The following is a 23,193-nucleotide window of genomic DNA, read 5'->3' as shown; positions in this document are numbered from 1 at the left end:
GGTCAGGCTGTGGTTCCACCGCCGGAACCCAGCGCCATGACCGAACCGAACCACCCCTCCGCTCGCACCATCTCCCGCCGCTCGCTCGTCGCCGGATCCGCCGCAACGCTGCCCTTCCTGGGCGCGTGCGCGACGCCCGGAGGGAACGCGACCGACCGCGATCCGTTCTACGCCGCGCCGCGCACGCGCCAGGACCAGGTGCTGCGCATCGGCCTGATCGGCTGCGGCGGACGCGGCACCGGCGCGGCGGCCCAGGCGCTGTCGGCCGAGGACGGTTCGGTCGTTCTGCACGCGGTCGGTGACGTCTTCGAAGAGCGCGCCGAGAACTGCGTCGCGAACCTGCGGACGGCGATGACCGAACGCCACGGCGAGGGCGCGACGGAGCGCATCGACGTCGCTCCCGAGCGCGTGTTCGGCGGCTTCGACGCGTACCGCCAGGTGGTCGCGTCGGGTGTCGACGTGGTGCTGCTCGCCACGCCGCCGGGCTTCCGCCCCATCCACCTCGACCACGCCGTCGGCGCCGGGAAGCACGTCTTCTGCGAGAAGCCCATGGCCGTCGACGGACCCGGACTGCGCCTGGTCATGGACGCCGCCGCTCGCGCCAAGGCCGCTGGCACCGCGCTCGTGAGCGGTTTCTGCTGGCGCTACAACTACCGCCACCGCGCGTTCTTCGCCGAACTCGCGGACGGCCGCCTCGGCGACGTGCACGCCGTGTACACGAACTACCTCACCGGTCCGATCGGTCGCGCCGCCCGCGATCCGCAGTGGAGCGAGATGGAGTACCAGCTGCGCACGTGGCACTACCACAACTGGTTGTCCGGCGACCACGTGGTCGAACAGGCCTGCCACAGCCTCGACAAGCAGGCCTGGGCCATGGGCGATCGTCTGCCCAAGTGGGTCGACGCGGTCGGCGGCTGCCAGACGCGCAGCGGCGCGGACATCGGCGACATCTACGACCACTTCAGCGCCACCTTCGACTACGGCGACGGCGTCAAGGCCTTCCACACGTCGCGCCAGTGGCCGAGCTCGCACGGCGAGAACCGCGACTACGTGTGGGGCACGCGCGGACACGGCGTGATCGAGAACTGGACGCCCAAGCACCAGATCGTGACGGCCACAGGCGAGTGGCTGTACGACGGTCCGGGCAACGACATGTACCAGCAGGAGCACGACGAGCTGTTCCACTCGATCCGCGAAGGGCGCCCGATCAACGACGGCGAGTGGATGTGCACGAGCACGCTGCTCGCACTGATGACGCGTGAGGCCGCCTACTCGGGCAAGCGCGTCGAGCCGGCGCAGATCCTCGAATCGCAGCACTCGCTCGCTCCGCCCGAGTTCGTCATGGGCGACATCCCGTCGCTGCCGGCCCCCCGCGCCGGGACGTACACGCTCTCCTGATCCGCTCGAGCCATCCGACCGCCATGCACCGACGCCACTTCCTGCGCCACTCCATCGCCGCCAGCCTGACCGCCGCGAGCGCGAGCTGCGCCGCCGAGCGCACGAGCGATCCGAAGCCCGTCCACGACCTGCGCCCGCCGGTCGAACGCGCTCCCGGTGAGCCGCGTGCGATCTCGCGCTCGCTCAAGATCGGCATGGTCAGCGAAGGCGGCACGATCCTCGAGAAGTTCCAGCTGCTCGCGGACATCGGATTCGAGGGCGTCGAGCTCGACAGTCCGTCGGACCTCGACCTGTCCGAGGTGCTCGAAGCGATGGACGCGACCGGCCTCCAGGTCCCCGGCGTCGTCGACTCCGTGCACTGGTACGACACGCTCGGCGATCCGGATCCCGAGGTACGTGCGCGCGGACGGGCCGGCCTCGAAACGGCGCTGCGCGACGCGCACCGCGTGGGTGCTTCGACCGTGCTGCTCGTGCCCGCGGTCGTCAACCAGGGCATCTCGTACCGGGACGCGTACACGCGCAGTCAGGAGGAGATCCGTCGGGTACTGCCGCTGGCGGAGGAGCTCGAGGTGACGATCGCCTTCGAGAACGTGTGGAACAACTTCCTGCTGAGTCCGCTCGAGGCCGCGCGCTACGTGGACGAGTTCGAGAGCACGCGCGTCGGTTGGTACCTCGACGTCGGCAACCTCGTGCTGTTCGGCTGGCCCGAGCACTGGATCGAAGCGCTCGGCCCGCGCATCGCCAAACTCGACATCAAGGACTACAGCCGCAAGCGCTGCGACAACGAAGGCCGTTGGAAGGGCTTCGGCGTGAAGATCGGCGAGGGCGACGCCGGTTGGGAACGCGTGATGGCCGCGATCGATCGCGTCGGCTACACGGGTTGGGCGAGCGCCGAGGTCGGTGGCGGCGGCCGCGACCGACTGGCGGAGATCTTCGAGCGCATGACCGCCGCTGTTCAGGCCTGAGCGGCGGCGGGGGCGGGCCTGGGCGGCAGCTGGAGCAGGCCTCTGCGGCGGCGGCAGTCGCCTCGCACGCGTTCGCTACACTGCTCGCGCATGGGTGCCGTACCGCAGTTCGCGCTCGAGGACCTCGAACGCCTGGCACCCGACCAGTCGTCGCTCACGGCCGCACGCAAGTTGCTGAAGCCGGCGAAGTGGCCGCTGCTCGCACACGACGACGAGTTCCTGTGGTCGCAGCACCAAGGCTCGGGATCGACACCCTACCTGACGGTTCTCGCTGCCTCCGACCAGGGCTACAAGTGCACCTGCCCGAGTCGGAAGTTCCCGTGCAAGCATGTCCTCGCGCTGGGCTGGCTGGCCGCCGAGAGCCCGGAGCTGTTCAGCCCTGGCGGCGAGCATCCGCAGTGGATCCTCGACTGGCTGTCGCGGCGGCGCCCCAAGGCGGCTGCGCCCGACGACGACCCCGACGGCGCGGGTTCGAAGGCGAACGCACCCCGCGTATCGATCCGTGCCGCGACCGCCGCCGCGACGGCCTCCGACGAGAAGTCGGGCCCCGCGTCGCAGGAGCGCTCGAAGGCGTCGCGCGAGCGCAATCGACGCGCGCGGGAAGAGTCGATCGACGCCGGCCTCGTGGAGTTCGACCGCTGGCTCGACGACCAACTGCGGTCCGGACTCGCGAGGCTCGCTGCGCAGCCTGGAGACGGCTTGCGGGTCATCGCGCGGCGGCTGAACGACGCCAAGGCCCAGGGTCTCGCCGTGCGTATCGAGTCCCTCGCCAGCCAACTGTCCTCGATGCCGTCGGAACGGCGCCTCGCCACCTTGGCCACCGCTCTGGGGGAGTTCCACCTCCTCGTGCAGAGCTACCGACGGCGCGATCTCCTCGACGACGCCCTTCGAGCGGATGCCAGACGCGCGCTGGGCTGGACCACCACACGCGACGAGTTGGAAGCGGACCCGTCGACCGAGCGCATCGCGGGCGTGTGGAGCGTACTCGCCGTTCGCGACGAGGTTCAGGCCGACCGACTTCGACGCTTCGAGACGTGGATCGTCTCCCACCGACCCGGCACCGCGGAGCCACGAGTAGCCGTGATCGTCGACTACGTTCCGGTCGCCGCGGGTGGCGCGACGACGAGTCCGTACACCACGGGCGACGTGTTCGAGGGCGAGCTGCTCTTCCACCCTTCGGCGGTCCCGTTGCGCGCGGTGGCCACCTCCGCTGGCCTACAGCCGATCGATGCAGCCCCCGACCTCCGAGCGGCCCTCGGCGATCAGGGACTCGAGGCCGCACTCGAGCGCTGTGACTCGACGTTCGCTCGACTGCCGTGGCTCGACTACGTCCCCGTCCGTGTCGCCGACGTGGAGCTGACCCAGAGCCTGGCGGACGGTTCGCACTGGTTGCGCGACCGAGCAGACGGCACAGCCGTTCCGTTGGCGACCGATGCTGCCGACCGAAGCCTTCGTCCGCTCGAAGGCGTACCGCTCGAGCGCGCCTTCGGACTGTGGGACGGCCAGCAGTTCGAGCTGTGCCTCGCGGAGACCCACCTCGGACGCTGGAGCCGACCGTGACCGCAGCGCGCGGCGAAGGGACCGCCGAGGATCGCGCCCCGAAGAAGGAGATCGACGAGGAGCGAGTGCCTTCGGGGCGCGGGGGTCGACTGCTTCCCGACGCCGGTGCCTGGACGCGAACGCTGACGCTCGGCACCGAGCGCGCTCCGCTCGAGCCGCCCGTGGACCTTGCTCGCGCACTGGGCGCAGCTTCCGAGCGCTGGATGCCAGCGGCGCTCGCGCTCACCGCCCAGGTGAAACGATTCACGCGCGCTGCCGCACCCGAGCTACGGGTGGGCGCTCCGCTCCCGGCGCCGCACCATCCTCCGCTCGGACCACGAGCACGCCGTCTCCTGCGCCGAGCGTGCGAACGTGGTGCCGACGCGGCGCTGGTGGGAGCCATCTGGCGTGCGCTGGACCGAACGGGCCGCTCGCTCCATCCGTTCGACCTGCACGACCTGGATGGACTCTTCGGTCACGACTTCGCACGGGCAGATCCTCTGGTCGCGGCCTGGCTGGATCGCACGAGCGTTCGGCGCACGAGCCACGGCGACCGGTCGACGCCTGCCGCGGACGACGCGGACCTCGACGGCGACGATCCTCTGTGGTCCATGCTCGGTCCGGCCGAACGCGCGGAGAGACTCGCCGCGGAGCGTCGGCGAGACTCGGCCGGCGCGCGACTCCGCCTGGCTCGCGGCTTGTCGAGCGAGCCGGCCGCGACACGGGAACGGTTGGTGCGTGCCCTGCGATCGGGGCTCGGACCCGACGATGCCGCGTTCCTCGAGTCGCTCGCGACCGACCGCTCGAGCAAGGTCAGAGACGCGGCTCTGGAACTGCTCGCGCAGATACCCGGCACCGCGCGCAACTCGGAGATGGTCGACGACCTCGTCGCCCGCATCGAACCCGTGCGCGGAACGCCGTCGCTCGGACGGAAGAGCCTGCGATTGCGATGCCCCGAGCGCCTGAGCACGGTGGGGCAGCGGGTCACCTGGGCCCTGTCGACCTTCATGTGCGTTCCGTTCGACCTCCTCTGCGCGCGGCTCGAGCGCGATCCGTTCGAACTGGCGCGGGCGGCTCGACCGGATCCCGTCCTGCAGACTCTGTTGCTCGCGCTCGACTCGCTCTGGCCCTCGCACAGGCACGACGACGGCGCGGAGGGGAAGAGCCTCGACGATGTCCTGCCGCTGGCACGCCGCGACCTCGTGCTGGCTCTCGCCGTCGGCCGTCGCGACAGTGCTCTCTTCGACTCGCAACTCCTGCGACGCCTTCTCGACCCGTCGCGGCTCGACGGTCTTCCCGATGCGCTCCTGCTGACGGAAGTGCTCGGACAGCTCCCGGGCGCCGCCGACGACCTTCGGTTCGTACGTGCACTGGTCGATTCGCGCGCCCTGAGCGACGCACTCGATGCGGCGGCGCAGGATCGCGAGCAAGACGTCCCGCGGCTGTTCGGCGAGCTGCTGGCCAGCATCGCCCTCCTGGTCCCCACCGAGGATCGCGCCGCCCTGCGCGCGCGCCTCTCCCGCCTCCCCGTCGACCTGCGCAACTCCGCGCTCGAGCGCCTCGCTCTGCTCGAGGCCATCGAAACCGATCCCGGTACCGACCTCCCAGCCCCTTCCGCCCCCTCTCGATGAGCACGCAACTCCGCCAGCCGGCCGAGGTCCTCTTCGCCGCTGAACTGAAGGCCCTCGTCGCGACCGACGACCGCCCGCGTCCCGCTGGTTGGGCGCTCTCGCCCCAGGCGGTGTGCGACTACCTGATGGGTGGTTCCCTCGCCGACGGAACCGAGATCAGCCCCAAGTACATCGGCAACAGACGCCTGATCGAGACGGCGGTCGCCACCTTGGTGACGGATCGCGCACTCCTGCTGCTGGGCGTTCCGGGTACCGCCAAGTCGTGGCTCTCCGAGCATCTCGCGGCCGCGATCGCGGGTGACTCCACGCGACTCGTGCAGTGCACCGCGGGCACCGACGAGCAGCAACTGCGCTACTCCTGGAACTACGCCGTGCTGCTGGCGAAGGGGCCTTCGAAGGACGCTCTCGTGCCGACGCCGTTGATGCGCGGCATGCAGGACGGTTCCATCGTGCGCCTCGAGGAGCTCACGCGCATGGGCTCGGACGTCCAGGACACGCTGATCACGATCCTGTCGGAGAAGCTACTGCCGATCCCCGAACTCGAGATGGCGGTGCACGCCGTCCGCGGCTTCAACGTGATCGCCACCGCCAACACGCGTGACAAGGGTGTGAACGAACTCTCGTCCGCACTCAAGCGTCGCTTCAACGTGGTGGTTCTTCCGTTGCCCGCGACCATCGAGGAAGAAGCGGCCATCGTCACGAAGCGCGTGGGCGAGATCGGCACTGCACTCCAGCTCCCCGAGGTTCCCCGCGCCGAGGCGGAGATCGCGCGGCTGGTGACGATCTTCCGCGAACTGCGCGAGGGCGCTACCGCCGACGGTGCGACCAAACTCAAGTCCCCGAGCGGCAACCTCTCCACGGCGGAAGCCATCTCCGTCATGCTCGGCGCCTGGAGCGAGGCCGGCTACTTCGGATCGGGAGCGATCGACGCCCACACCCTGTCCGCCAACATGGTCGGAGCGATCGTCAAGGATCCGATGGCGGACCGCGTCGTTCTCGACGAGTACCTCGAGACGGTGGTGCGCAAGCGGAAGGACTGGGCGGACCTGTACGCAGCCGTGCGCGAGGTGATGTGACCCGATGGACGATCGCGTCCACGTCTTCGGGATCCGGCACCACGGTCCTGGCTCCTCGGCCAGCCTGTTGAACGCACTCGAGCGACTGCGTCCCACGGCCGTCCTCGTCGAGTTGCCGGCCGATGTGGAGCCAGCGCTCGAGTACGCCGCGGCACCGGGCATGGTTCCGCCGGTCGCGCTGCTCGCCCACGATGCGAAGCGACCGGACCTCGCTCGCTTCTACCCGTTCGCCGAGTGGTCGCCCGAATGGCAGGCACTGCGTTGGGCCGCGGCGAACGGTGCGGACGTCGCGGCGATCGACCTTCCGTGCGGCATCGCGTTCAAGGAACGATTGACGCGCGAGGAGGCCGATGCGGCGCGGGCCGCCGTGCCCGACGAGGAGTCGACGGGTGAAGACTCCTCCGACCAGGATGGCGACGAGGATGTGGTGGACGAGCGCCGTCTGGTCGCTGCGGACCCACTCGACCACCTGGCTGCGTTGGCGGGTCGAACCGACGGTGAAGCCTGGTGGGACGCGGTCGTCGAGCGCGCGGAGAACCCGCCCGAGGTGTTCGCCGCGATCGCTCTGGCCATGGGAACACTGCGCGAGTCGCTGGACCGTGATCTCGGCCCCCTCGATCCCACCGACGAGTCGGAGAGCGGCCGCACGCGGCACTTCGAGCAACTCCGTGAAGCCCACATGCGCCAAGCCATCCGCGATGCGCTGCGCTCGACCGAAGGTCCGGTCGCGGTCGTCGTCGGCGCCTGGCACGCTCCTGCGCTGACGGACGGCACCACGGCGACCTCCGATCGCGCGACGCTGAAGGGCCGGCGCCCGAGCAGGATCGAGGTCACCTGGGTCCCGTGGACCGATCAACGTCTCGCACTGCGGTCGGGCTACGGCGCGGGCGTGCGCAGCCCGGCCTGGTACCGCCACCTCTGGCAGCGACGCAAGGACTCGACGTCGGGCGATGCGGCGCTCGCCGTCTGGATGGCGCGCGCCGCCTCGGTCCTGCGCGACGAAGGTCTCGGTGCATCGACCGCTTCCGCCATCGACGCGACCGGACTCGCGCGCACGTTGGCCACGCTGCGCGGACACGCTCGACCCGGCCTCGAGGAGGTGCGTGACGCCTGTCTCGGCGCGATGTGCCACGGCGACCCGATACCGCTGCGGGTCGTCGAGCGGCGGCTGATCCTCGGCGAGTCCCTGGGAGAGATCGACGAACGTGTGCCGCGCCAGCCGCTCGCTGCCGACCTGGAGCGCATCGCACGGCGCCTCCGCCTGGTCCGTGAGGAACTGCCGCGCGACATCGCCCTCGACCTGCGGACCGATGCCGGTCGAGCGAAGTCGGTGCTCTTCCACCGCCTCCTCCTCCTCCGACTCGATTGGCCGGTGCTCCTCGAGCGCGAGGCCGGACGCGGCACCTATCGCGAGCGGTGGCGGCTGCAGTGGCGCCCCGAACTCGAAGTGGCATTGGCCGAGGCTCTGCGCTTCGGAACGACGATCGAGACGGCAGCACAGGCCGCAGCCTGTGACTCGGCCAACCAGGAACACCGACTCGGCGACCTGGCCGAGCTCGTGGACCGCGCCCTCTGCGCCGACCTCGCCGTCGCGGCGCGCGAGGCGATCAAGAAGCTGCAGTGGCTCGCAGCGGATTCCTCCGACGTGGTGAGCACGATGGCGGCAATCGGTCCACTGGGAGACACGTTGCGCTACGGCTCGTCGCGCGGTGTGGACCTCGAGGCACTGCGCACGTTGCTCGAGTCACTGGCCGCCCTCGTCACGGCCGGGCTCCCCCACGCCGTCCGCGGGATCGACCACGACAGTGCCGCACGGGCCGGCAACGAGATGGCCGCGTTCGACGGCGCGTTGCGGAAGCTCGAGCTGGAGGACCTGCTCGAACGCTGGCGCTCGACGCTGTCCGAGATCGCCGAGCAACCACTGTCGGCGCCGTTCACGATGGGCGTGGCCACCCGGCGACTGGCCGACGACGGCCACTGGGACGGAACGCGCGTCGGCAACGCACTCGGACGCGCGCTCTCGACGACGAGCGACCCCAACGACGCGGCGGCGTGGCTCGAGGGGTTCTTTCTCGGCGACGTCCAAGTGCTGCTCCACGACGACGCCGTCCTCGAACGACTCGGTGCTTGGGTGGCACGACACGACGCGGAAGTGTTCGACGGCTTGCTGCCGGTCCTACGCCGCACCTTCGCCGACTTCGAAGCTGCCGAGCGCAGACAGCTCTTCCGTGCCGTGACGAACCCGAACCGCGCGCGCGGAGCCGACGTGCCCACGACGACGACGACGGCCGCGTTCGAGGCGGCACTTCCCGGCCTGGCGGTACTTCTCGGGCTGGACCTCGAGGAGCTCGGAGAGACCCGATGAGCATGGACGAGACCGAACGCCGGCGCCGCTGGCGACTGATCCTCGGCGAGGGCGAGTCCGAGAACTGCCGCTCGGACCTGGGCGAACGCGACTCGCGACTCGATCGCGCCCTGTCCGCGCTGTACCAGCCCGGTAGCGGCGGAACGGGGGGAGGACGACGCCGCGGCGGCCTGGGCGCATCGGCGCCGAACGTCGCGCGTTGGCTCGGCGACATCCGAGAGTTCTTCCCGTCGCGAGTGGTACAGCTCGTCCAAAGAGACGCGATGGAGCGACTCGGCCTGCGCCAGATGCTGCTCGAGCCGGAGCTCATGGCGTCGCTCGAGGCCGACGTGCATCTGGTGGCCGACCTGATCGCGCTGCGCTCCGCCATGCCCGAGGAGACCCTCGCGACCGCGCGCTCGGTCGTTCAGAAGGTGGTGGACGAGCTCATGCAGAGGCTCGAGCGACGCACTGCGGAAGCCGTTCGTGGCGCTCTCGATCGAACTCGGCGAACGACGCGACCGCGGCCAGCCGACATCGACTGGCCGCGCACGATCACGCGCAATCTCCACACCTGGCTGCCCGAACACCGAACGATCGTTCCCGAGCGCCTGGTCGGTCACGCACGCCGAGCTCGCACATTGGCCGACTTGGACGAGATCGTCCTGTGCATCGACCAGTCCGGATCGATGGCGACGTCGGTCGTGTACGCCTCGATCTTCGCAGCCGTTCTGGCGTCGCTCCCGACCGTGGCGACGCGTTTGATCTGCTTCGACACCGCGGTCGTGGACCTCACCGACGACCTGAGCGACCCGGTTCAGGCGCTCTTCGGCGTTCAGTTGGGAGGCGGCACGGACATCGCGGGCGCGCTGGCCTATGTGAGCGGCACGATCACGCGGCCTCGCAAGACGCACCTGGTGCTCGTCACGGATCTGTGCGAAGGCGGCGACGCGGAAGCCTGCGTCGCCCTGGCGGCCGAACTCGTCGCCAGTGGGGTCAACCTCGTCGTGCTGCTCGCTCTGTCCGACGACGGAGCTCCGTACTACGACCCCAACATGGCCAGCCGCTTCGCCGGACTCGGCTGCCCTGTCTTCGGCTGTACGCCGGACGCCTTTCCCGACCTCATGGCGACCGCCCTGCGCCGCGGCGACGTGCACGCGTGGGCCGCCGAGAACGGGATCACGTCGATGCGGTCCATGGGCGAGGGCTGAGCGTCCGTCACCCGCCGGCCTCCCCCCAAACCGCCCGGTACGCGTCACTCGTCGCGAGATCGAACCCGGCGGGCGGCGAGCCGTCCACGCGCGCCCACAGGTCGGCCACGTCGCCGTCGGTGAGCATCGGCAGGTAACGCGTGCCGGCGGCACCTTCGACCTGGACGACGGGGCCTTTGCCGGTCAGCGGATTCGGAACGACGCCGAACGGTCCGACGGTGATCGTTCCGCCGCCGAGTGCGCCGCTCGTGTCCTCGAAGGTCGCGCCAACGAGGTCGGCCAAGAGGTCCCGTGCCGCCGGCGACGCGATCGGGCCGCTGTAGCCGGGAGGCGCCGGTGCGGGGGCGATCCAGGAACAGGCAGCGACGAGGAGCGACAGGACGAGGGCGGATGCGGTGCAGAGTTTCGTCATGGCGCGGTCGTGGCGTTGGGAACGAGCTGGCGGGAAGCGGAGGACGAACGGTACCGCGCCGCTCCACCTTGGCGTTGGCGGAGCGGGATCGCGCCGCGGCTGGGGGCGCCGACCGCGGCGGAGTGCGAAGGCGCGACGGCTCGCCAAGAACGCCGACCACCGCGGCGTCCTCGGTCCGCGGCGTCCGTCGGCGCCGCGCTCACCGCACGCTCCACCGCACGCCCCACCCCACCCAGCGCAATGAACACCTCGCTGCCGGTCGCCCTTCTGCTCGCCGCCACGACCTGGACCTCGACCTGGAGCTCGTCCCGCGGATCCGAGTTCGCGCAGGAGACGCCCCCGAGCACCGTCGGTCCGGTCACGACGCGCCCGTTCGCGTTCCCCGGCGAGCCGCCCCTGCGTGCTCGCGTCGTCGTGGACGGCACGGCGCTGGACGTTCCGCTCGACGGCAGCGATGTCCGGACGCCGGACGATCGCACGCTTTCGGCCCGACTCCTGCCGACGCGGCGGCTCGAGCTCCCGGGGGCGTTCGCGTTCGAGTACCCGCACACGTGGCAGTACATCGGATCGTCCACCGCCGAGGGGGCCGTGTCGGCCTGGTGGAGCATCGGGACCGAGGGTTCGTTCGTCGGGCTGCAGCGCTTCGGCGAGGACCCGGAGGCCGTCCGCGAGCGCTACCTGAACTCGTCGCGCGCGGGCAACGGTGCGGAGCTGGTGCCGGTCCGACTCGACCTCGCCGGGCGCGTCCTCGAGGGCTTCGCCTTCGAGATGGACGGCGGCGTGGTCGGACAGGGTCCGAGGTACCGTTGGCGGCACGAGGTCTACGTGTTCGAACGGAGCGGAGCGGGTTGGCTGCTGGCGCTCCAGACGGGTTCGAAGGTCGAGGCACCGGGGAGCCTCGTCCCGCTCGTGCTCGAGCCGCTCGACGAGCCCGACGAGCCCGACGAGCCCGACGAGCCCGGCGCCCCTGTGAACGACGACGATCCGGACGAGACGCAGAACCCCGACGAACTCCGCCGACGCGAGCAGGCCGCGCGTCCGGGTCCCCTGGCCCAGGTGGTGGCGTCGTTCACCTGGCTCGAGGACGGCGTCGAAGCGGACGACTGACCGGTGCCGCCGCCGATCGCGACGAGGTCGGTCGCGAACGCCCACGTGCGCCCCGCCGTCGATGCGGCGGCCGGCGCCGAGCTACACTCCGTCGCGATGCAAGGTCCCCCCAGCACCGCACGGCGCGCCCTCCACGTGCGGCGGATCCTGGCCGTGCTCGTGGCCGGCTGGCTCGCGTTCGCGAGCGTGCGCGCGGCCGATCGCGCCTTCGAGCGGTGGCCCGAAGGATCACACGAACGCGGGTGGACCACGTCCCTGGCCGAGCGCGAACGCATCTCGCTCGGGCCGATCCTCCCGCTCCTCGAAGCCCTCGAGACCCACACGGATCCGGGAGCCATCGTTCTCGCACCCGCCCGCGCCGACTCGACCGCCCTGATCGACGTTCCGGTCAACGGAATCATCGGCTGGGCGCGCTTCCTCGCCCTGCCGCGCATGGTGGTCGTCACCGAACCGGACCAGTGGCGCGCGCGGATCGATCAGGTCGCCGCGACCGACGAGCTGTGGGTGCTCGACATGATCGGCGCGACCACCGGGGACAGGGCGGGCCTCGTGGAGACCGCGACCGGTCCCGGCTTCGTGCTCTTCGAGGTCGAGCGCGGTAGCGAGGAGCGCTGACGGTGGCCGACTCGCCCTGGCACATCCTGATCGCCTGCGCGGTCCAGTTCGCGATCGGCGCTCTGGCGGTCGGACTGTTCGCCGGACGACGGACGGTCGAACCCGGCCCGTTCGGCGTGCGCGCGTTCGGGCTGGCGTGGCCGGCGGTGTGCTGGAGCTGCGGCGCACTCGCGGTCGCGGGCTCGGGCGCGGTGCTCGCCGCCCTCGACGTGGCGCTGCGGCCGTGGTGGTGGACGCCGCTCGCCGCGCTGGTGGCGATCGTGCTCGGCCGAGCCGCGCGGCGCGTTCCGAGCGTGCTCGACGACCCCGTCGGCGGTTCGGTCACGGAGCGGACGGACGCGGCGCGCCACACGCGCTGGATCTGGTGGGGCTTCGCGGCGATCTGGACCGCGTTCTCGATCGACTGGATCGTGCTCTCCACCTACTTGCCCGTGTTCCAGGGCGACGAAGCCTCGATCTGGGCCGCGAAGGCGAAAGCGGTCTACGGGCTGAGCGGAACGGGCGCCGACCTCGCGCAGATCCTCCCGCACGACCGCATCGAAGGTCTGCGTTCGCACGTCCACATGGCCGCGTACCCGTGGCTCGGCGCGCTGCTCGAGGCGCACGTCTTCGCGTGGGCGGGCGAGATCGTGCACTTCACGGTGCGCGTCCCGTTGCAGCTCTTCGCGCCGCTCTGGGTCCTCGCACTGGCGGAGGTGGCGCGGCGCTCGAGCGCACCGATCTGGTGGACGCTGCCGTTCGTGGTCGCGCTCGGCCTGGCGCCCGAAGCCTTGGTCGGCATGGGACACGGCCTCAGCCAGGCGCCGGTGGTCGAGGGCGTGGTCCTGCTGCTCGTGGCCCAGACGCTCCGCGGTCACCTGCGCGGTGGTCTCGAGATGCTGGCGCTGCTCCAACTCGTCGCGACGAAACCCGAGGGCATCGCCGTCGCGGTCGGCTGGACGCTGGCCACCGTCGCGGTGCGCGTTTCCCGACGCGATCGCGACCGCACGCTGGTGCGCACCGTTCTCGCGCGACCGTTCGTGCTGCGCGTCGGAACGATCCTCGCGCCGTCCGTCGTGGTCGTCGCGATCCACCAGGCGCTGAATCGTTGGTGGGGACTCACCCACCACCTGGCGTCGGCTCCGGTCGACGAACGCCGCACGACCCACTTCGTCGAGACCGCCTCGAACATCGTGCAGCGGCACCTGTTCGACTTCGAGCACGTGTTCGCGGCCACCGGCCTCGCACTCGTCGCGTTCGCCGTCGCCCCGGCGTTCGCGCGCCGCGCGCCGATCCACCTGTTCGCCGTCGTCCTGTGGACCAGCGTGACGGGCGCCTACTTCCTCGTGCTCGCCACCAGCCCGTACAACGTCGAGTGGCAGTGGCTGACCGCCGGGCCGCGCATCTTCACGCACATCGCTCCGGCGGCCGCGGTGGCGGGATTCGCGCTGATGGCGCGACGGCCGGGTTCGGCGGACACCGGCGAACGAGCAGCTCTCGACGAGCTCTCCGGGCTCAGAAGGTGACCGTCCAGACGTCGATCTGCGCGCCGCCGTACAGGACCACCTTCTGCGCGACGGGGTCGTAGTCGAAGTCGACGCCCGTGGTCGCGAGGTTGCCGTTGACCTGGACGGCGCTCGGCGCGCTCGCGATCCCGTCGAGGACGAACGTGTCGGCCGTCGCGTCGGCGCTCGAGGTCCGCACGGTCACGGGGCCCGCGGCGAAACCGACCAGGTCGTACGGGATGCGCGCGGTGTCGAGATTGACCGTGTTCGTCATGTCGATCTCGTTCGCGGCGACGTCGACGCGCCAGTCGACGTCGGTGAACGCGTCCGTCTGGTCCTGCTCGATGCGGAAGTACCAGTACTGGTCGTCGCGATCGGCACGCAGCGCACCTTCGGTCGGCAGCGCCAGTTGGTGACCGGCGAGCCAGTCGAGCGCGGCCGTCTGGTCCAGCGCGTCCCAGGAGTGCGCGTAGGGCAGAGCGCTGAGATCGGCGGTGTTCTCCGCGAAGTCGAAGTTCCCCGGGAAGGTGAACATGTACTGGACCAGCGCCTTCGCCTGCTTCTTCAGGTCGACGAGCGGATCGTCCTTCGCGACGTACGTGTTGGACGGCACGGCGTGCAGGTTCCGACCGAGGTGCGGCCCGGGCAGCACCATGCCCGTCAGCGGGTTCAGCTCGACCGTCGACGCCTGGGCATAGCGGAAGGGAGCTTGGGTCGGCGTGCCACCGAACCAGAACTCGAGCACCCACTGGACGCCCGCGTTCGTGTTCCACTCGTAGGCCTTCGCGTGGCTTCCGGTGTGCAGGAAGATGCCGGCGAAGATCGGCTTCCAGGGATCGAGGTGCCGCGCGGCGTAGGTGGCGGCGTCGCCCGCTCCCATCGAGAAACCGATGGCGTAGTAGCGCGTGGGATCGATCCAGCCCGGGAACGCCTGACGCACGCAGCGCAGGACGATCTCGATGTTCTGTTGGGACTCGAGCGAGCTGAAGCTCTTCTTCGAGGCTCCGAGGGGCGCGATGCAGAACCAGCCGCGCGCGCGACACTCCTCGATCAGGTCGGTGTCGTCGTAGGCGTCGAAGTGGTTCTGACCGTACGGGTGGAAGACGGTGAGGACCGGGCGCGGGCCGAGGTGGACGCTGTCGATCGGGATGTAGATCAGGAACTTCTCCTGGAACCCGCTCGGCATGTTCGGGAAGACGACCTCGAACAGCGAACCCGTCGCGTAGTACTGGACCGGGTTCAGTTGGAACGGATCGGTGGGCGACGACATCGCTCCGATCTGGTGCGTCCCGCTCGTCTGGGCGACGGCGGTCCCGCTGCTCGCGCACCAGGCGGCGATCAGGACCACGAGCGCCACGACCGTCCCCACGGCTTCGGCGAGCGACGTTCCGACCCCCCCGAGGGCGGAACACGACGGACTGACATACCCCTTCATCCGATCAACTGTACCCCGCTCACCCATGGCGAGCGATTGGACGGAGAATCCGGGGGCGAGGGGCCGGTCGCGGACCCGGGGGACGCTCCAAGTCGCCTTCTGAGAGCGACTTGGGACGCCCATCATCCACGCAGAGTTTCGATCGGACGGGCCCGCAGAGCCCGCAGGCTGGCCGCCAGACCGCTGAGGGTCGCCAGGGCCGCGGTCACCAGGGCCGTGACGGGCACCGCCAGGAGTGGCAGGGGCTGGTCGTCGGTGACCTGCTCGAGCTGGGCCATGAACGCCCAGGTCAGGGCCAGCGCCCCCACCGAACCGATCGCGCCCGCGACGAACCCGCCCAGGGCGTACTCGACGGCGAAGAGTCGCACCACGATGCCGCGCGTCGCGCCCAGCGCCTTCAACAGCGCGGCTTCACGCGCCCGCCGCGCCGCCGTGGTTCCGACGGCGCCCGCCAGGATGACGAGTCCGGTCAGAACGGTGAACGCGCCCAGTCCGCGCACGCCGAGTGCGATGCGATCGAGGATGCCCGCGACCTTCTCGAGCAGCGGGCGCACGCGCAGGAGTGTGACGTTCGGCGCGCGCTCGGCCACGGTGCGCTGCAGCGCGAGCTCGGCCTCGGGCGGATCGACGCGCGCGGCGGCGAGACGGAAGTGCGGCGCGTCGTCCAGAGCACCGGGCTCGACCACGAGGAAGAAGTTGATGTTGAAGCTCTCCCACTCGACGGTGCGGATGCTCGTCACCAAGAGTTCGATCGGCACGCCCTGCACGTCGATCGCGATGCGCGAGCCGAGCCCGACGCCCAGATCCTCGGCATAGCCTTCTTCGACGCTGACCTCGAACGGGTCCGGATCGCTCCAGAGTTCGCCGGCCACGAGTTGGTTGTCGCCCGACAGCTCCTCCTGCCAGGTCAGGCGCTGCTCGCGCGTGAACATCCACGCCGCGCGACCGGAGTCGCGACTCTCCTCGGCGAGCTCGGTCACCGGCCGCCCGTCGATCGAACGCAGGCGCGCCATCACGACCGGGTTCGAGTTCACCGCCGTGGCGCCGTGTTCGTCGAGCGCGGCACGCACGCCCTCCCACTGGTCGGGTTGGACGTCGACGAGGAAGACGCTCGGTGCGGCGGAGGGCAACGCTTCGCGCAGGGCTCGACTCATGCGGTCCTGCACGAGCCACATGGTCACGACGACCATCACGCCGATGCCGAGCGCGCAGATCGCGCCCGTGGTTCCGGCGCCGGGGCGCGAGAAGGCGGCGAGTCCGTGCTCGAGCGTCGGCCACAGGCGTCCGCGCGGCACGGCGCGCGCGGCCTGCTCGATGCCGCGCGCGCCGCCGTAGAGAAGCCCCGTCAGCAACGCGAGCCCGCCCGCGAACGCCAGTGCGTGCAGCAGGTTCTCGCTCTGCACCCAGGCGGCGAGGACCACGCCGACGAGCAGTGCGATCGGGCCGCCGACGCGCACGACCTTCGGCGCCGGCAGCGGTGCGGCCTCGGCGCGCAGCACCGACGAGGGCGGCACGCGCCAGACCGCGGCGAGCGGCGGCAGCGCGAACAACAGCGCGGTCACGAGGCCGAGTCCGACGCCGCGCGCCATCGCTCCGAGCTGTGGCCCGACCGACGGCGCGCCCTCGAAGAGGTCCGGCGCGAGACGCCCGACCACGAGCGGCGCCAACGATCCGAGCAACGCGCCGACCACACAGCCCGCGATCGCGAGCAGGATCACGTTGCCCAGGTAGACGCCGGCGATCTCGCTCGCGCGCAGGCCGAGACAGCGCAGCACCGCGACGCTGCGCGTGCGACCGGCCAACCACGCGCGCACGATCTGCGACACGCCGATCCCGCCGAGCAACAGCGACAGGAGCGCCACGAGACCGAGGTAGCTGCGCACCTGGCCGAGCGAGCGCGTGATGTTCGGCTGGGCCTCGCCGCGCGTCTGGATCGACAGGTAGCCGGCGTCGGGCAGTGCGTCGCGCAAGCGCTCGCCGATCGCCGCGACCTCCGCGTCGAGCGGGTCGCCGTCCAGCGCGAACAAGGCCGAGTGGCGCACGCGACTGGCGGCCGTGCCGAGCTGGGTGCGATCGAATCCCGCGCGCGTCACGATCACGCGCGGCCCGAGCGTCATCTGGAAGTCGAGGCGGTCGGGTTCGTCCACGACCAGCGCCGCCAGCGTGAACGTGGCGCCGCCCAGGTCGAACGCTTCGCCGACGTCGATCCCGAGCGCCGCGGTGAGTTCGGGCGCCGCGAAGGCTTCGCCCGCGCCGAGGGTCACGAGCGACGCCGACGCCGGCTCGAGCCCCAACTCGCCGTAGAAGGGATAGCCGCCCTCGACGACCTTCACCTCCACGAGGCGACTGTCCTCCCCCGCCGTGGCCAGGGCCGCCAACTCGCGCAGGTCGGCGCGGCGATGCGGCACGGTGGCCATGGCCTCGGTGAGCTGCGGCGGCAGTTCGCGCCGCGCCGAGACGCGCAGGTCGGCCGCGAGCAGCGTGCGCGACTCGCTGCGCAGTCCGGACTCGAACGCCCCGACGAGCGACGCCACCGCGACGACGGCCGCGACGCCCACCGCGAGGCAGGCGGTGAAGAAGATCAGACGGCCGCGCGACGCTCGCGTTTCCGCCAGGACGGCGCGCAGGACCGCGCCCAGACGCGGCGAACTGTTCGACGAACCGCTCAACGGTCGGTCTCGGCGGCGGCGGGAGTGCGTTCGTCGCGCTCGATGCGGCCGCCGAACAGGTGGATGCGGCGGTCGGCGCGCGCGGCGATCTGTTCGTCGTGGGTCACGAGCACGAGCGTCGTGCCGTGCCGCGCGCGCAGATCCAGCAACAGGCCGAGGACCTTCTCGCCCGTCTCGTGGTCGAGGTTGCCCGTGGGCTCGTCGGCGAAGAGCACGTCCGGTTCGGCCGAGAACGCACGTGCCACCGCGACGCGCTGCTGTTCGCCGCCCGACAGCTGCGACGGGTAGTGGTGCGCGCGCTCGGTCAGGCCGACGTCGGCGAGAGCACTGTCCGTGCGCCGCACTGCGTCGGGCACGCCGGTCAACTCGAGCGGCAGGAGCACGTTCTCGCGCGCCGTGAGGTTCGGCAGCAGCTGGAACGACTGGAACACGAAGCCGACGCGGCCGCGGCGCAGGAGCGCGAGCGCGTCCTCGTCGAGGTCGGCGAGCTCCTTCCCCGCCAACAGAACGCTGCCGGACGTGGGTCGGTCGAGCCCGGCCAGAAGCCCGAGCAGCGTCGACTTCCCGCTGCCCGACGGGCCGATGATCGCCACGAGTTCTCCGTGCTCGATCGCGAGGTCGACCGCGTCGAGGATGACGAGGTCGCGCCCTCCGGACGGCAGGGTCTTCGTGAGGGCGCGCGCGACGATCTGAGTGGACGCGAGTTCGACGGTCATGGGGTGGGGTTCCACCGGATCGGCGGCAGGACTGGCGGTGGGACCGGCGCGCGGTGCGGCGCGGGCGCGGCGTGAACGAGCGGCCCGAAGGAATAGGCGCCCGAGAGCGCGCGGACAAGGCCGGTCGCCGACCCTACGCGCGCCGTACCATCGGTGTATGCGCTCCGTTCACCGCAACGCCTCCGTTCTCGCGTCCGTTCTCGTCCTGGCCCTGGCGCTCGTCGTCGCTCCCAGCTGTTCGGACTCGAAGCCGGAGCCCGCGCCGCCCCGCGCCCAGTTCGACGCGCCCGCGAGCGACGTCACCGCTCCCCCGCCGGCGCTCGCGATCCCCGAGGACGCGCCGACGGTGCTCGTGATGGGCGACAGCATCGGCGCCGGCCTGCACCTGGCCGAGCACCAGGCGTTCCCGGCGATCCTGCAGCGCCGGCTGTTCGAGGCAGGACTCCCGTTCCACCTGGTGAACGCGAGCGTCAGCGGCCAGACCTCGGCCGGCGGCCTGTCGCGCTACGACTGGAACCTGAAGGTCGAGCCCGACGTGGTGGTGATCGAACTGGGTGGCAACGACGGCCTGCGCGGCATCGAACTGGACTCGATCGAGCGCAACCTGCGCGGCCTGATCGAACAGAGCCAGGGCGCCGGCGCGCGCGTGCTCCTGCTCGGCGTGCGCATGTCGCCGGACCTGGGCGACTACGCCGCCGAGTTCGACGCCATCTATCCGCGGCTGGCCGAGGAGACCGGCGCGACGTTCGTGCCTTCGTTCATGGACGGCGTCGGCGGCGTACCCGAGATGAACCTGGCCGACGGACTGCACCCGACGGCCGCGGGACACGAGCGCCTGGCCGACACCATCGAGTCGGCGCTGCGTTCGTTGCTCGAGCAGCCCTGAGGGCGGGCGCGCGCGCACGAGATCGAGAAGGGCGCGCGGGATCCGGACGCCGAGCACACGGGCGAGGCTCGAAGGGCTTCTGGACCGGTCGAACTGGTCCACTTCACCGGGTCAGCCGTCCAGACAGCGCGCCTCGGCCTCGAGCGTGCGCGTCACCGCCACCGCGTCGTCCAGGGCCGTGCGCTGGCTCGGCTCCAACTCGCCCGCCGCGATCCCCCGCAGCAGGGCGCGCACCTCGTGTTCGTAGCCGGTTCCGCTCTCGAGCGGCAGCACGCGCGGCGCGTCGTCGTCCGGGCGCACCTCGCAGAAGGCGCGCTCGCCCGCCGCGCTGTCGAAGCCCAGGGTCCCGCCCTCGAACACGGCCAGATAGCCCATGTGGAACGGGAAGGCGCCGGGCAGGTCCCAGCCTCCCTCGGCGCTGACGGCCGCGCCCGCTCCCGGCCCCGCGTCGAACGCGTAGGTCGCGAAGACGTGATCGCGCGTGCCGGCAGCTCGCACACGCGCCGGCGCCCCGAGACACCAGTGCACGAAGTCCGCGTCGTGGACGTGCAGATCGAACAGCGCGCCGCCGGTGCTCGACGCGTCGCCGTAGTGCCGCGCGCCCCAGCCGGGAGCGGGCGACAGTCGCCGGACCGCCAAGCTGCGCAGAGCGCCCAGTTCGCCGCTCGCGATGCGCTCCTTCAGTTCGCGCCAACCGGGCCAGTGGCGGATGCACATGCCCGGCACCGCGAAGCGATCGGTCCGATCGCGTGCGGCCACGAGGCGTTCGACGTCCGCGCTGGCGAGCGCCACCGGCTTCTCGACCAGCACGTGCTTGCCACTCTCGAGCGCCGCGATCGCCAGATCCACGTGCGACGGCGTGTGCGTACAGATCGAGACCAGGTCGACGTCGGCGCGGCGCACGAGCTCGAACGGATCCTCGAAGCCGGCGACCGTGTCGGCGTCGAACAACGGGCCGTCCGCGCCGCCGGTCTCGATGTTCCCGCCCACCTCCAGTTCGCCGCGGCGCTTGTGCGCGTTGCGATCGGCGACGGCGGTCACCTCGACCTCGAAGCCAGCCGCCCGCGCGCTCGCGTAGGCCAGAAGGTGCGTCCGCCCCATGAAGCCGAGGCCGCAGACTCCGACGCGCACGGTCATGGACGGACTCGGACCACGGCGGACCTCAGCGCGAGACGCGGCTCGAGTGCTGCTCGATCATCTCGCGGGCGCGCACCACGTCGGCGATGCGCTCCTCACCCGCCTCGCGCTCGATCACCACGTCGATGGTGGCTTCCTGCGCGGCGACGAGATCGAAGAAGCGGCTCCAGTCGACCGCGCCCGTGCCCGCAGGGACCTCGGTGCCCCAGGTTCCCGGTTCGGTCGTCCACTCCGCGTCCTTGACGTGCACCTGCATCACGCGCGTGGCGAGCTTCTCGAGCGCGCTGATCGGATCGCCCATCCCGTACAGGACCATGTTCGCCGGGTCGAAGTTGACGCCGACGTCGGTGCGACCGAGTTCGTCGAGCACGCCGATCAGACACTTGGCCGTCTCCTGGCCGGTCTCGAGTCCGAGGCGCACGCCACGCTCGGCGAAGATCGTCGCGATCGCGTCCAGACGTTCGAGCATCGTCGCGCGCTCGGAGTCGTCCTCGTCCTCGTCGCTCTCCGGCAGGAACCCGGCGTGCAGCGTCACGAGTTCGATCCCGAGGGCCGCCGCGTTCTCCGCGTTCACGCGCGCGTTCTCGACGTTCGTCTCCCAGTGGCGCACGGGCCGCAGACCGCCGGTGCGCCGGATCGTGTCGAGGCTCGTGTAGTCCTCGCCCTCGGTGGACATCATCCCGCTGACGATCGCGATCCCGGCGTCGGCGAGGGTGCGGCGGGTCTCGACGAGGCTCCAGCGACCGTCGCGCAGCGGGTCGAGCGCGAGCTGGACCGCGACGATCCCCGCTTCGCCACAGGCGGCGACGAGAGCGCGAGAGGAAGTCGGTCGCAGGGACCAGGAGCAGACGGCGGTGCGACCGAGAACCATGAGGGCAGCGTTTCGGGGGGGCGAGCGGGCGAAGAGCCTACCCCAGGGGCCTTCCCAGCGTTCTCGGACGCCCCGAGAACGGCAGCGGCCCGCCCCGACGTGGTCGGGACGGGCCGCTGGGGTGCCGTTCGTCGGCCTGGCTGGCCGGGCGCGAGACCGGACCGGAGCTGCCGACGTCAGACCTTCGCGGTCTTCTGGCTGGCGGCCGACGGGCTGCCGGTGCGGTTCGCCGAACGGCCCGCGGGGGCGGCGTCGGAGTCCTCGGGCAGCGGCTCGGCCGGCTGGTCGAAGCCCGCGTCGATGGCGAGCTGGACCACGGCGGCCACCGAGCGGCAGTCGGCCTTGCGCATGAGGTTCGCGCGGTGGGCCTCGATCGTCTTCACGCTGACGCCCAGCGCATCGCCCATTCCGCGGTTCGAGTAGCCGGCGAGGACGCAGGCCAGGACCTCGCGCTCGCGCTTGGACAGGATGTCGATCCGGGCGCGGGCGGCGCGCACGCGGTTGCGGCGCTCGGCGACCTGGTGGTCGCGGGCCATGGCGCTGCGCATCGCGCTCGCCAGGGCGTGCCCGTCCTCGAGGCGGGTGACCACGTCGAAGGCACCGGCGCGCATCAAGGAGACGACGCCCTCGACCGTGGGGTGCGAGCCGTAGGCGACGATCGTCACCGGCTCGACCGTGGAGGCCAGGCGTTTGATCGCTTCGACGCTGCGGGCGATCGGCGCGGTGATGCAGACGAGGAAGCTGTGGGCCCGGGGCCCCTGATCGGCGTCACTCGGCTGACCAGCGCGCAGCGCTCCGTCGAACTGGCCCAGGTCGCCGATCGCGGCCGGGTCGTCCAGATCGCGGATCGAAGTGGTCAGGCTCGAACTCGACAGGATCGCGGCCACGCGCTTGGCGCGCTCGGGATCGGTATCGAGGATGGTGATGTCGGTGGTCGTCATCGGATGCTCGTGGATGGTGGGACGCTCCGGGTCGTCGACCGAGGGCGCAGCAGGTGTGTGCGCGCTGCCCGGTCGGGCGGGAGGTGTCCGTTCGGAAGTCCCTTCGCAGGGTCCGACGGGTTGGACGCGGCACTGGATCCGTGACCCACCGAATCTCGGTCCCCCCGAGTGGCTCGGGCCTTCCCTAGACCACGGCGTGCGGGTTCTCCAGGTCCGGTTCACCGCATCTGCGCGACCGTTGGCGACGTGCCCGACGCCCCGCGGCGCCACCGGAGGCCGCTCGCGGAGTCCGGCGCGGCCCCGAACCTCCTACAGGCCAGCGACCTAGACGTAGAGCTCGAGGTTCCCGTCCTTCTCGACGGTCTTGTAGCGCCGGGCCTTGCGGCAGCTCGCGTTCACACAGTTCCCAGTCTTCGGGTCGAAGCGGTAGTTGTGCAGCGGGCAGACGAGGAACTTGCCCTCGACGAGCGCGCCGTCCGCGATGAACGCCGCCGCGTGCGGGCACTGGTTGTCGATCGCGTGGACCTCGCCGTCGAGCCGCACGAGCAGCACGTCGCGCCCCGTCCCCGCGACCGGGTCGCCGACCGAGATCTTGTGCGCGACGCCCTCGGGGAGTTTCGACGAGCCCTCGATGCGGATGGGTTCGGAGCGGAAGAAGCCGAGGAGTCGCTTGAGCATGATCGAGACGGGTCGGGGCCCCGTGGGACGCGTCGGGCGCCTCGTGCGCGCCGGGCCGAAGGGCTGGTCCAGGGGGCG

The 23,193-nt window shown here is 71.1% G+C and carries 19 protein-coding genes; 11 read left to right on the top strand and 8 right to left on the bottom strand.

Translation table 11 applies throughout. The features are described 5' to 3' along the window. Positions 1-36 precede the first annotated feature (36 nt). The 7 genes from Pla163_RS03255 to Pla163_RS03225 all read left to right on the top strand — a co-directional run bounded on the left by Pla163_RS03255 (position 37) and on the right by Pla163_RS03225 (position 10,164). A complete protein-coding gene (locus Pla163_RS03255; protein ID WP_145183495.1) occupies positions 37-1,398 on the top strand; it encodes a Gfo/Idh/MocA family protein in 1,362 nt (453 codons plus the stop codon). 23 nt (positions 1,399-1,421) lie between these two features. Next, positions 1,422-2,363: a sugar phosphate isomerase/epimerase family protein gene (locus Pla163_RS03250; RefSeq protein WP_145183492.1), complete on the top strand. Its 942-nt coding sequence runs from the start codon at positions 1,422-1,424 to the stop codon at positions 2,361-2,363. A gap of 90 nt (positions 2,364-2,453) precedes the next feature. Further along, positions 2,454-3,923, top strand: coding sequence for an SWIM zinc finger family protein (locus Pla163_RS03245; protein WP_145183489.1), 1,470 nt, complete (start codon positions 2,454-2,456; stop codon positions 3,921-3,923). Next, a complete protein-coding gene (locus tag Pla163_RS03240; RefSeq protein ID WP_473163462.1) occupies positions 3,857-5,533 on the top strand; it encodes a DUF5691 domain-containing protein in 1,677 nt (558 codons plus the stop codon). Before Pla163_RS03245 ends, Pla163_RS03240 begins: the two co-directional genes overlap by 67 nt. Beyond that, entirely contained in the window at positions 5,530-6,609 is a 1,080-nt protein-coding gene (locus tag Pla163_RS03235; protein ID WP_145183483.1) for an ATP-binding protein, read from the top strand. Before Pla163_RS03240 ends, Pla163_RS03235 begins: the two co-directional genes overlap by 4 nt. A gap of 4 nt (positions 6,610-6,613) precedes the next feature. Further along, positions 6,614-8,974, top strand: a complete 2,361-nt coding sequence (locus Pla163_RS03230) for a DUF5682 family protein (protein WP_145183480.1) — start codon at positions 6,614-6,616, stop codon at positions 8,972-8,974. Beyond that, complete coding sequence (locus Pla163_RS03225; RefSeq protein WP_145183477.1) at positions 8,971-10,164, top strand: VWA domain-containing protein; 1,194 nt, start codon at positions 8,971-8,973, stop codon at positions 10,162-10,164. Before Pla163_RS03230 ends, Pla163_RS03225 begins: the two co-directional genes overlap by 4 nt. A gap of 7 nt (positions 10,165-10,171) precedes the next feature. Here the strand turns inward: Pla163_RS03225 and Pla163_RS03220 are convergent, their stop codons facing one another. Then, complete coding sequence (locus Pla163_RS03220) at positions 10,172-10,576, bottom strand: hypothetical protein (RefSeq protein ID WP_145183474.1); 405 nt, start codon at positions 10,574-10,576, stop codon at positions 10,172-10,174. A gap of 240 nt (positions 10,577-10,816) precedes the next feature. On the opposite strand from Pla163_RS03220, the gene Pla163_RS03215 reads away from it, so the two are divergent. From Pla163_RS03215 to Pla163_RS03205, 3 genes are all read left to right on the top strand, one after another. Beyond that, the gene (locus Pla163_RS03215; protein WP_145183471.1) at positions 10,817-11,683 is read left to right on the top strand and encodes a hypothetical protein; all 867 of its coding nucleotides are present in this window, start codon (positions 10,817-10,819) and stop codon (positions 11,681-11,683) included. A gap of 96 nt (positions 11,684-11,779) precedes the next feature. Beyond that, complete coding sequence (locus tag Pla163_RS03210; RefSeq protein WP_145183468.1) at positions 11,780-12,298, top strand: hypothetical protein; 519 nt, start codon at positions 11,780-11,782, stop codon at positions 12,296-12,298. Between the two features lie 2 nt (positions 12,299-12,300). After that, complete coding sequence (locus Pla163_RS03205) at positions 12,301-13,803, top strand: hypothetical protein (RefSeq protein ID WP_145183465.1); 1,503 nt, start codon at positions 12,301-12,303, stop codon at positions 13,801-13,803. Here Pla163_RS03205 and Pla163_RS03200 read toward each other — a convergent pair. The 3 genes from Pla163_RS03200 to Pla163_RS03190 all read right to left on the bottom strand — a co-directional run bounded on the left by Pla163_RS03200 (position 13,793) and on the right by Pla163_RS03190 (position 18,602). After that, positions 13,793-15,217, bottom strand: coding sequence for an alpha/beta hydrolase family protein (locus Pla163_RS03200; RefSeq protein WP_145183462.1), 1,425 nt, complete (start codon positions 15,215-15,217; stop codon positions 13,793-13,795). The genes Pla163_RS03205 and Pla163_RS03200 overlap by 11 nt on opposite strands. A gap of 122 nt (positions 15,218-15,339) precedes the next feature. Further along, positions 15,340-17,886 (bottom strand): ABC transporter permease, encoded by a 2,547-nt coding sequence (locus tag Pla163_RS03195; RefSeq protein ID WP_145183459.1) that lies wholly within the window; start codon positions 17,884-17,886, stop codon positions 15,340-15,342. Then, positions 17,883-18,602 (bottom strand): ABC transporter ATP-binding protein, encoded by a 720-nt coding sequence (locus Pla163_RS03190; RefSeq protein ID WP_145183456.1) that lies wholly within the window; start codon positions 18,600-18,602, stop codon positions 17,883-17,885. The genes Pla163_RS03195 and Pla163_RS03190 overlap by 4 nt, the downstream gene beginning before the upstream one ends. 157 nt (positions 18,603-18,759) lie before the next feature. Between Pla163_RS03190 and Pla163_RS03185 the strand changes: the two genes are divergently transcribed. Continuing rightward, entirely contained in the window at positions 18,760-19,488 is a 729-nt protein-coding gene (locus Pla163_RS03185) for an arylesterase (RefSeq protein WP_419186269.1), read from the top strand. A gap of 111 nt (positions 19,489-19,599) precedes the next feature. On the opposite strand, the gene Pla163_RS03180 is transcribed toward Pla163_RS03185, so the two are convergent. The 4 genes from Pla163_RS03180 to Pla163_RS03165 all read right to left on the bottom strand — a co-directional run bounded on the left by Pla163_RS03180 (position 19,600) and on the right by Pla163_RS03165 (position 23,115). Continuing rightward, positions 19,600-20,625: a Gfo/Idh/MocA family protein gene (locus tag Pla163_RS03180; protein ID WP_145183453.1), complete on the bottom strand. Its 1,026-nt coding sequence runs from the start codon at positions 20,623-20,625 to the stop codon at positions 19,600-19,602. A 25-nt stretch (positions 20,626-20,650) separates the two neighbouring features. Then, positions 20,651-21,496: a sugar phosphate isomerase/epimerase family protein gene (locus tag Pla163_RS03175; protein ID WP_145183450.1), complete on the bottom strand. Its 846-nt coding sequence runs from the start codon at positions 21,494-21,496 to the stop codon at positions 20,651-20,653. A 176-nt stretch (positions 21,497-21,672) separates the two neighbouring features. After that, the gene (locus tag Pla163_RS03170) at positions 21,673-22,437 is read right to left on the bottom strand and encodes a response regulator transcription factor (RefSeq protein ID WP_145183447.1); all 765 of its coding nucleotides are present in this window, start codon (positions 22,435-22,437) and stop codon (positions 21,673-21,675) included. Positions 22,438-22,761: 324 nt separating this feature from the next. Continuing rightward, the gene (locus Pla163_RS03165; protein ID WP_145183443.1) at positions 22,762-23,115 is read right to left on the bottom strand and encodes a Rieske (2Fe-2S) protein; all 354 of its coding nucleotides are present in this window, start codon (positions 23,113-23,115) and stop codon (positions 22,762-22,764) included. Positions 23,116-23,193: the final 78 nt, after the last annotated feature.

Origin of the sequence: Rohdeia mirabilis (assembly GCA_007750655.1) — a bacterium.
Lineage (GTDB): Bacteria > Planctomycetota > UBA1135 > UBA1135.
The sequence above is the reverse complement of the archived record's forward strand: the minus strand, read 5'-3'. Positions and strand labels throughout refer to the sequence as shown.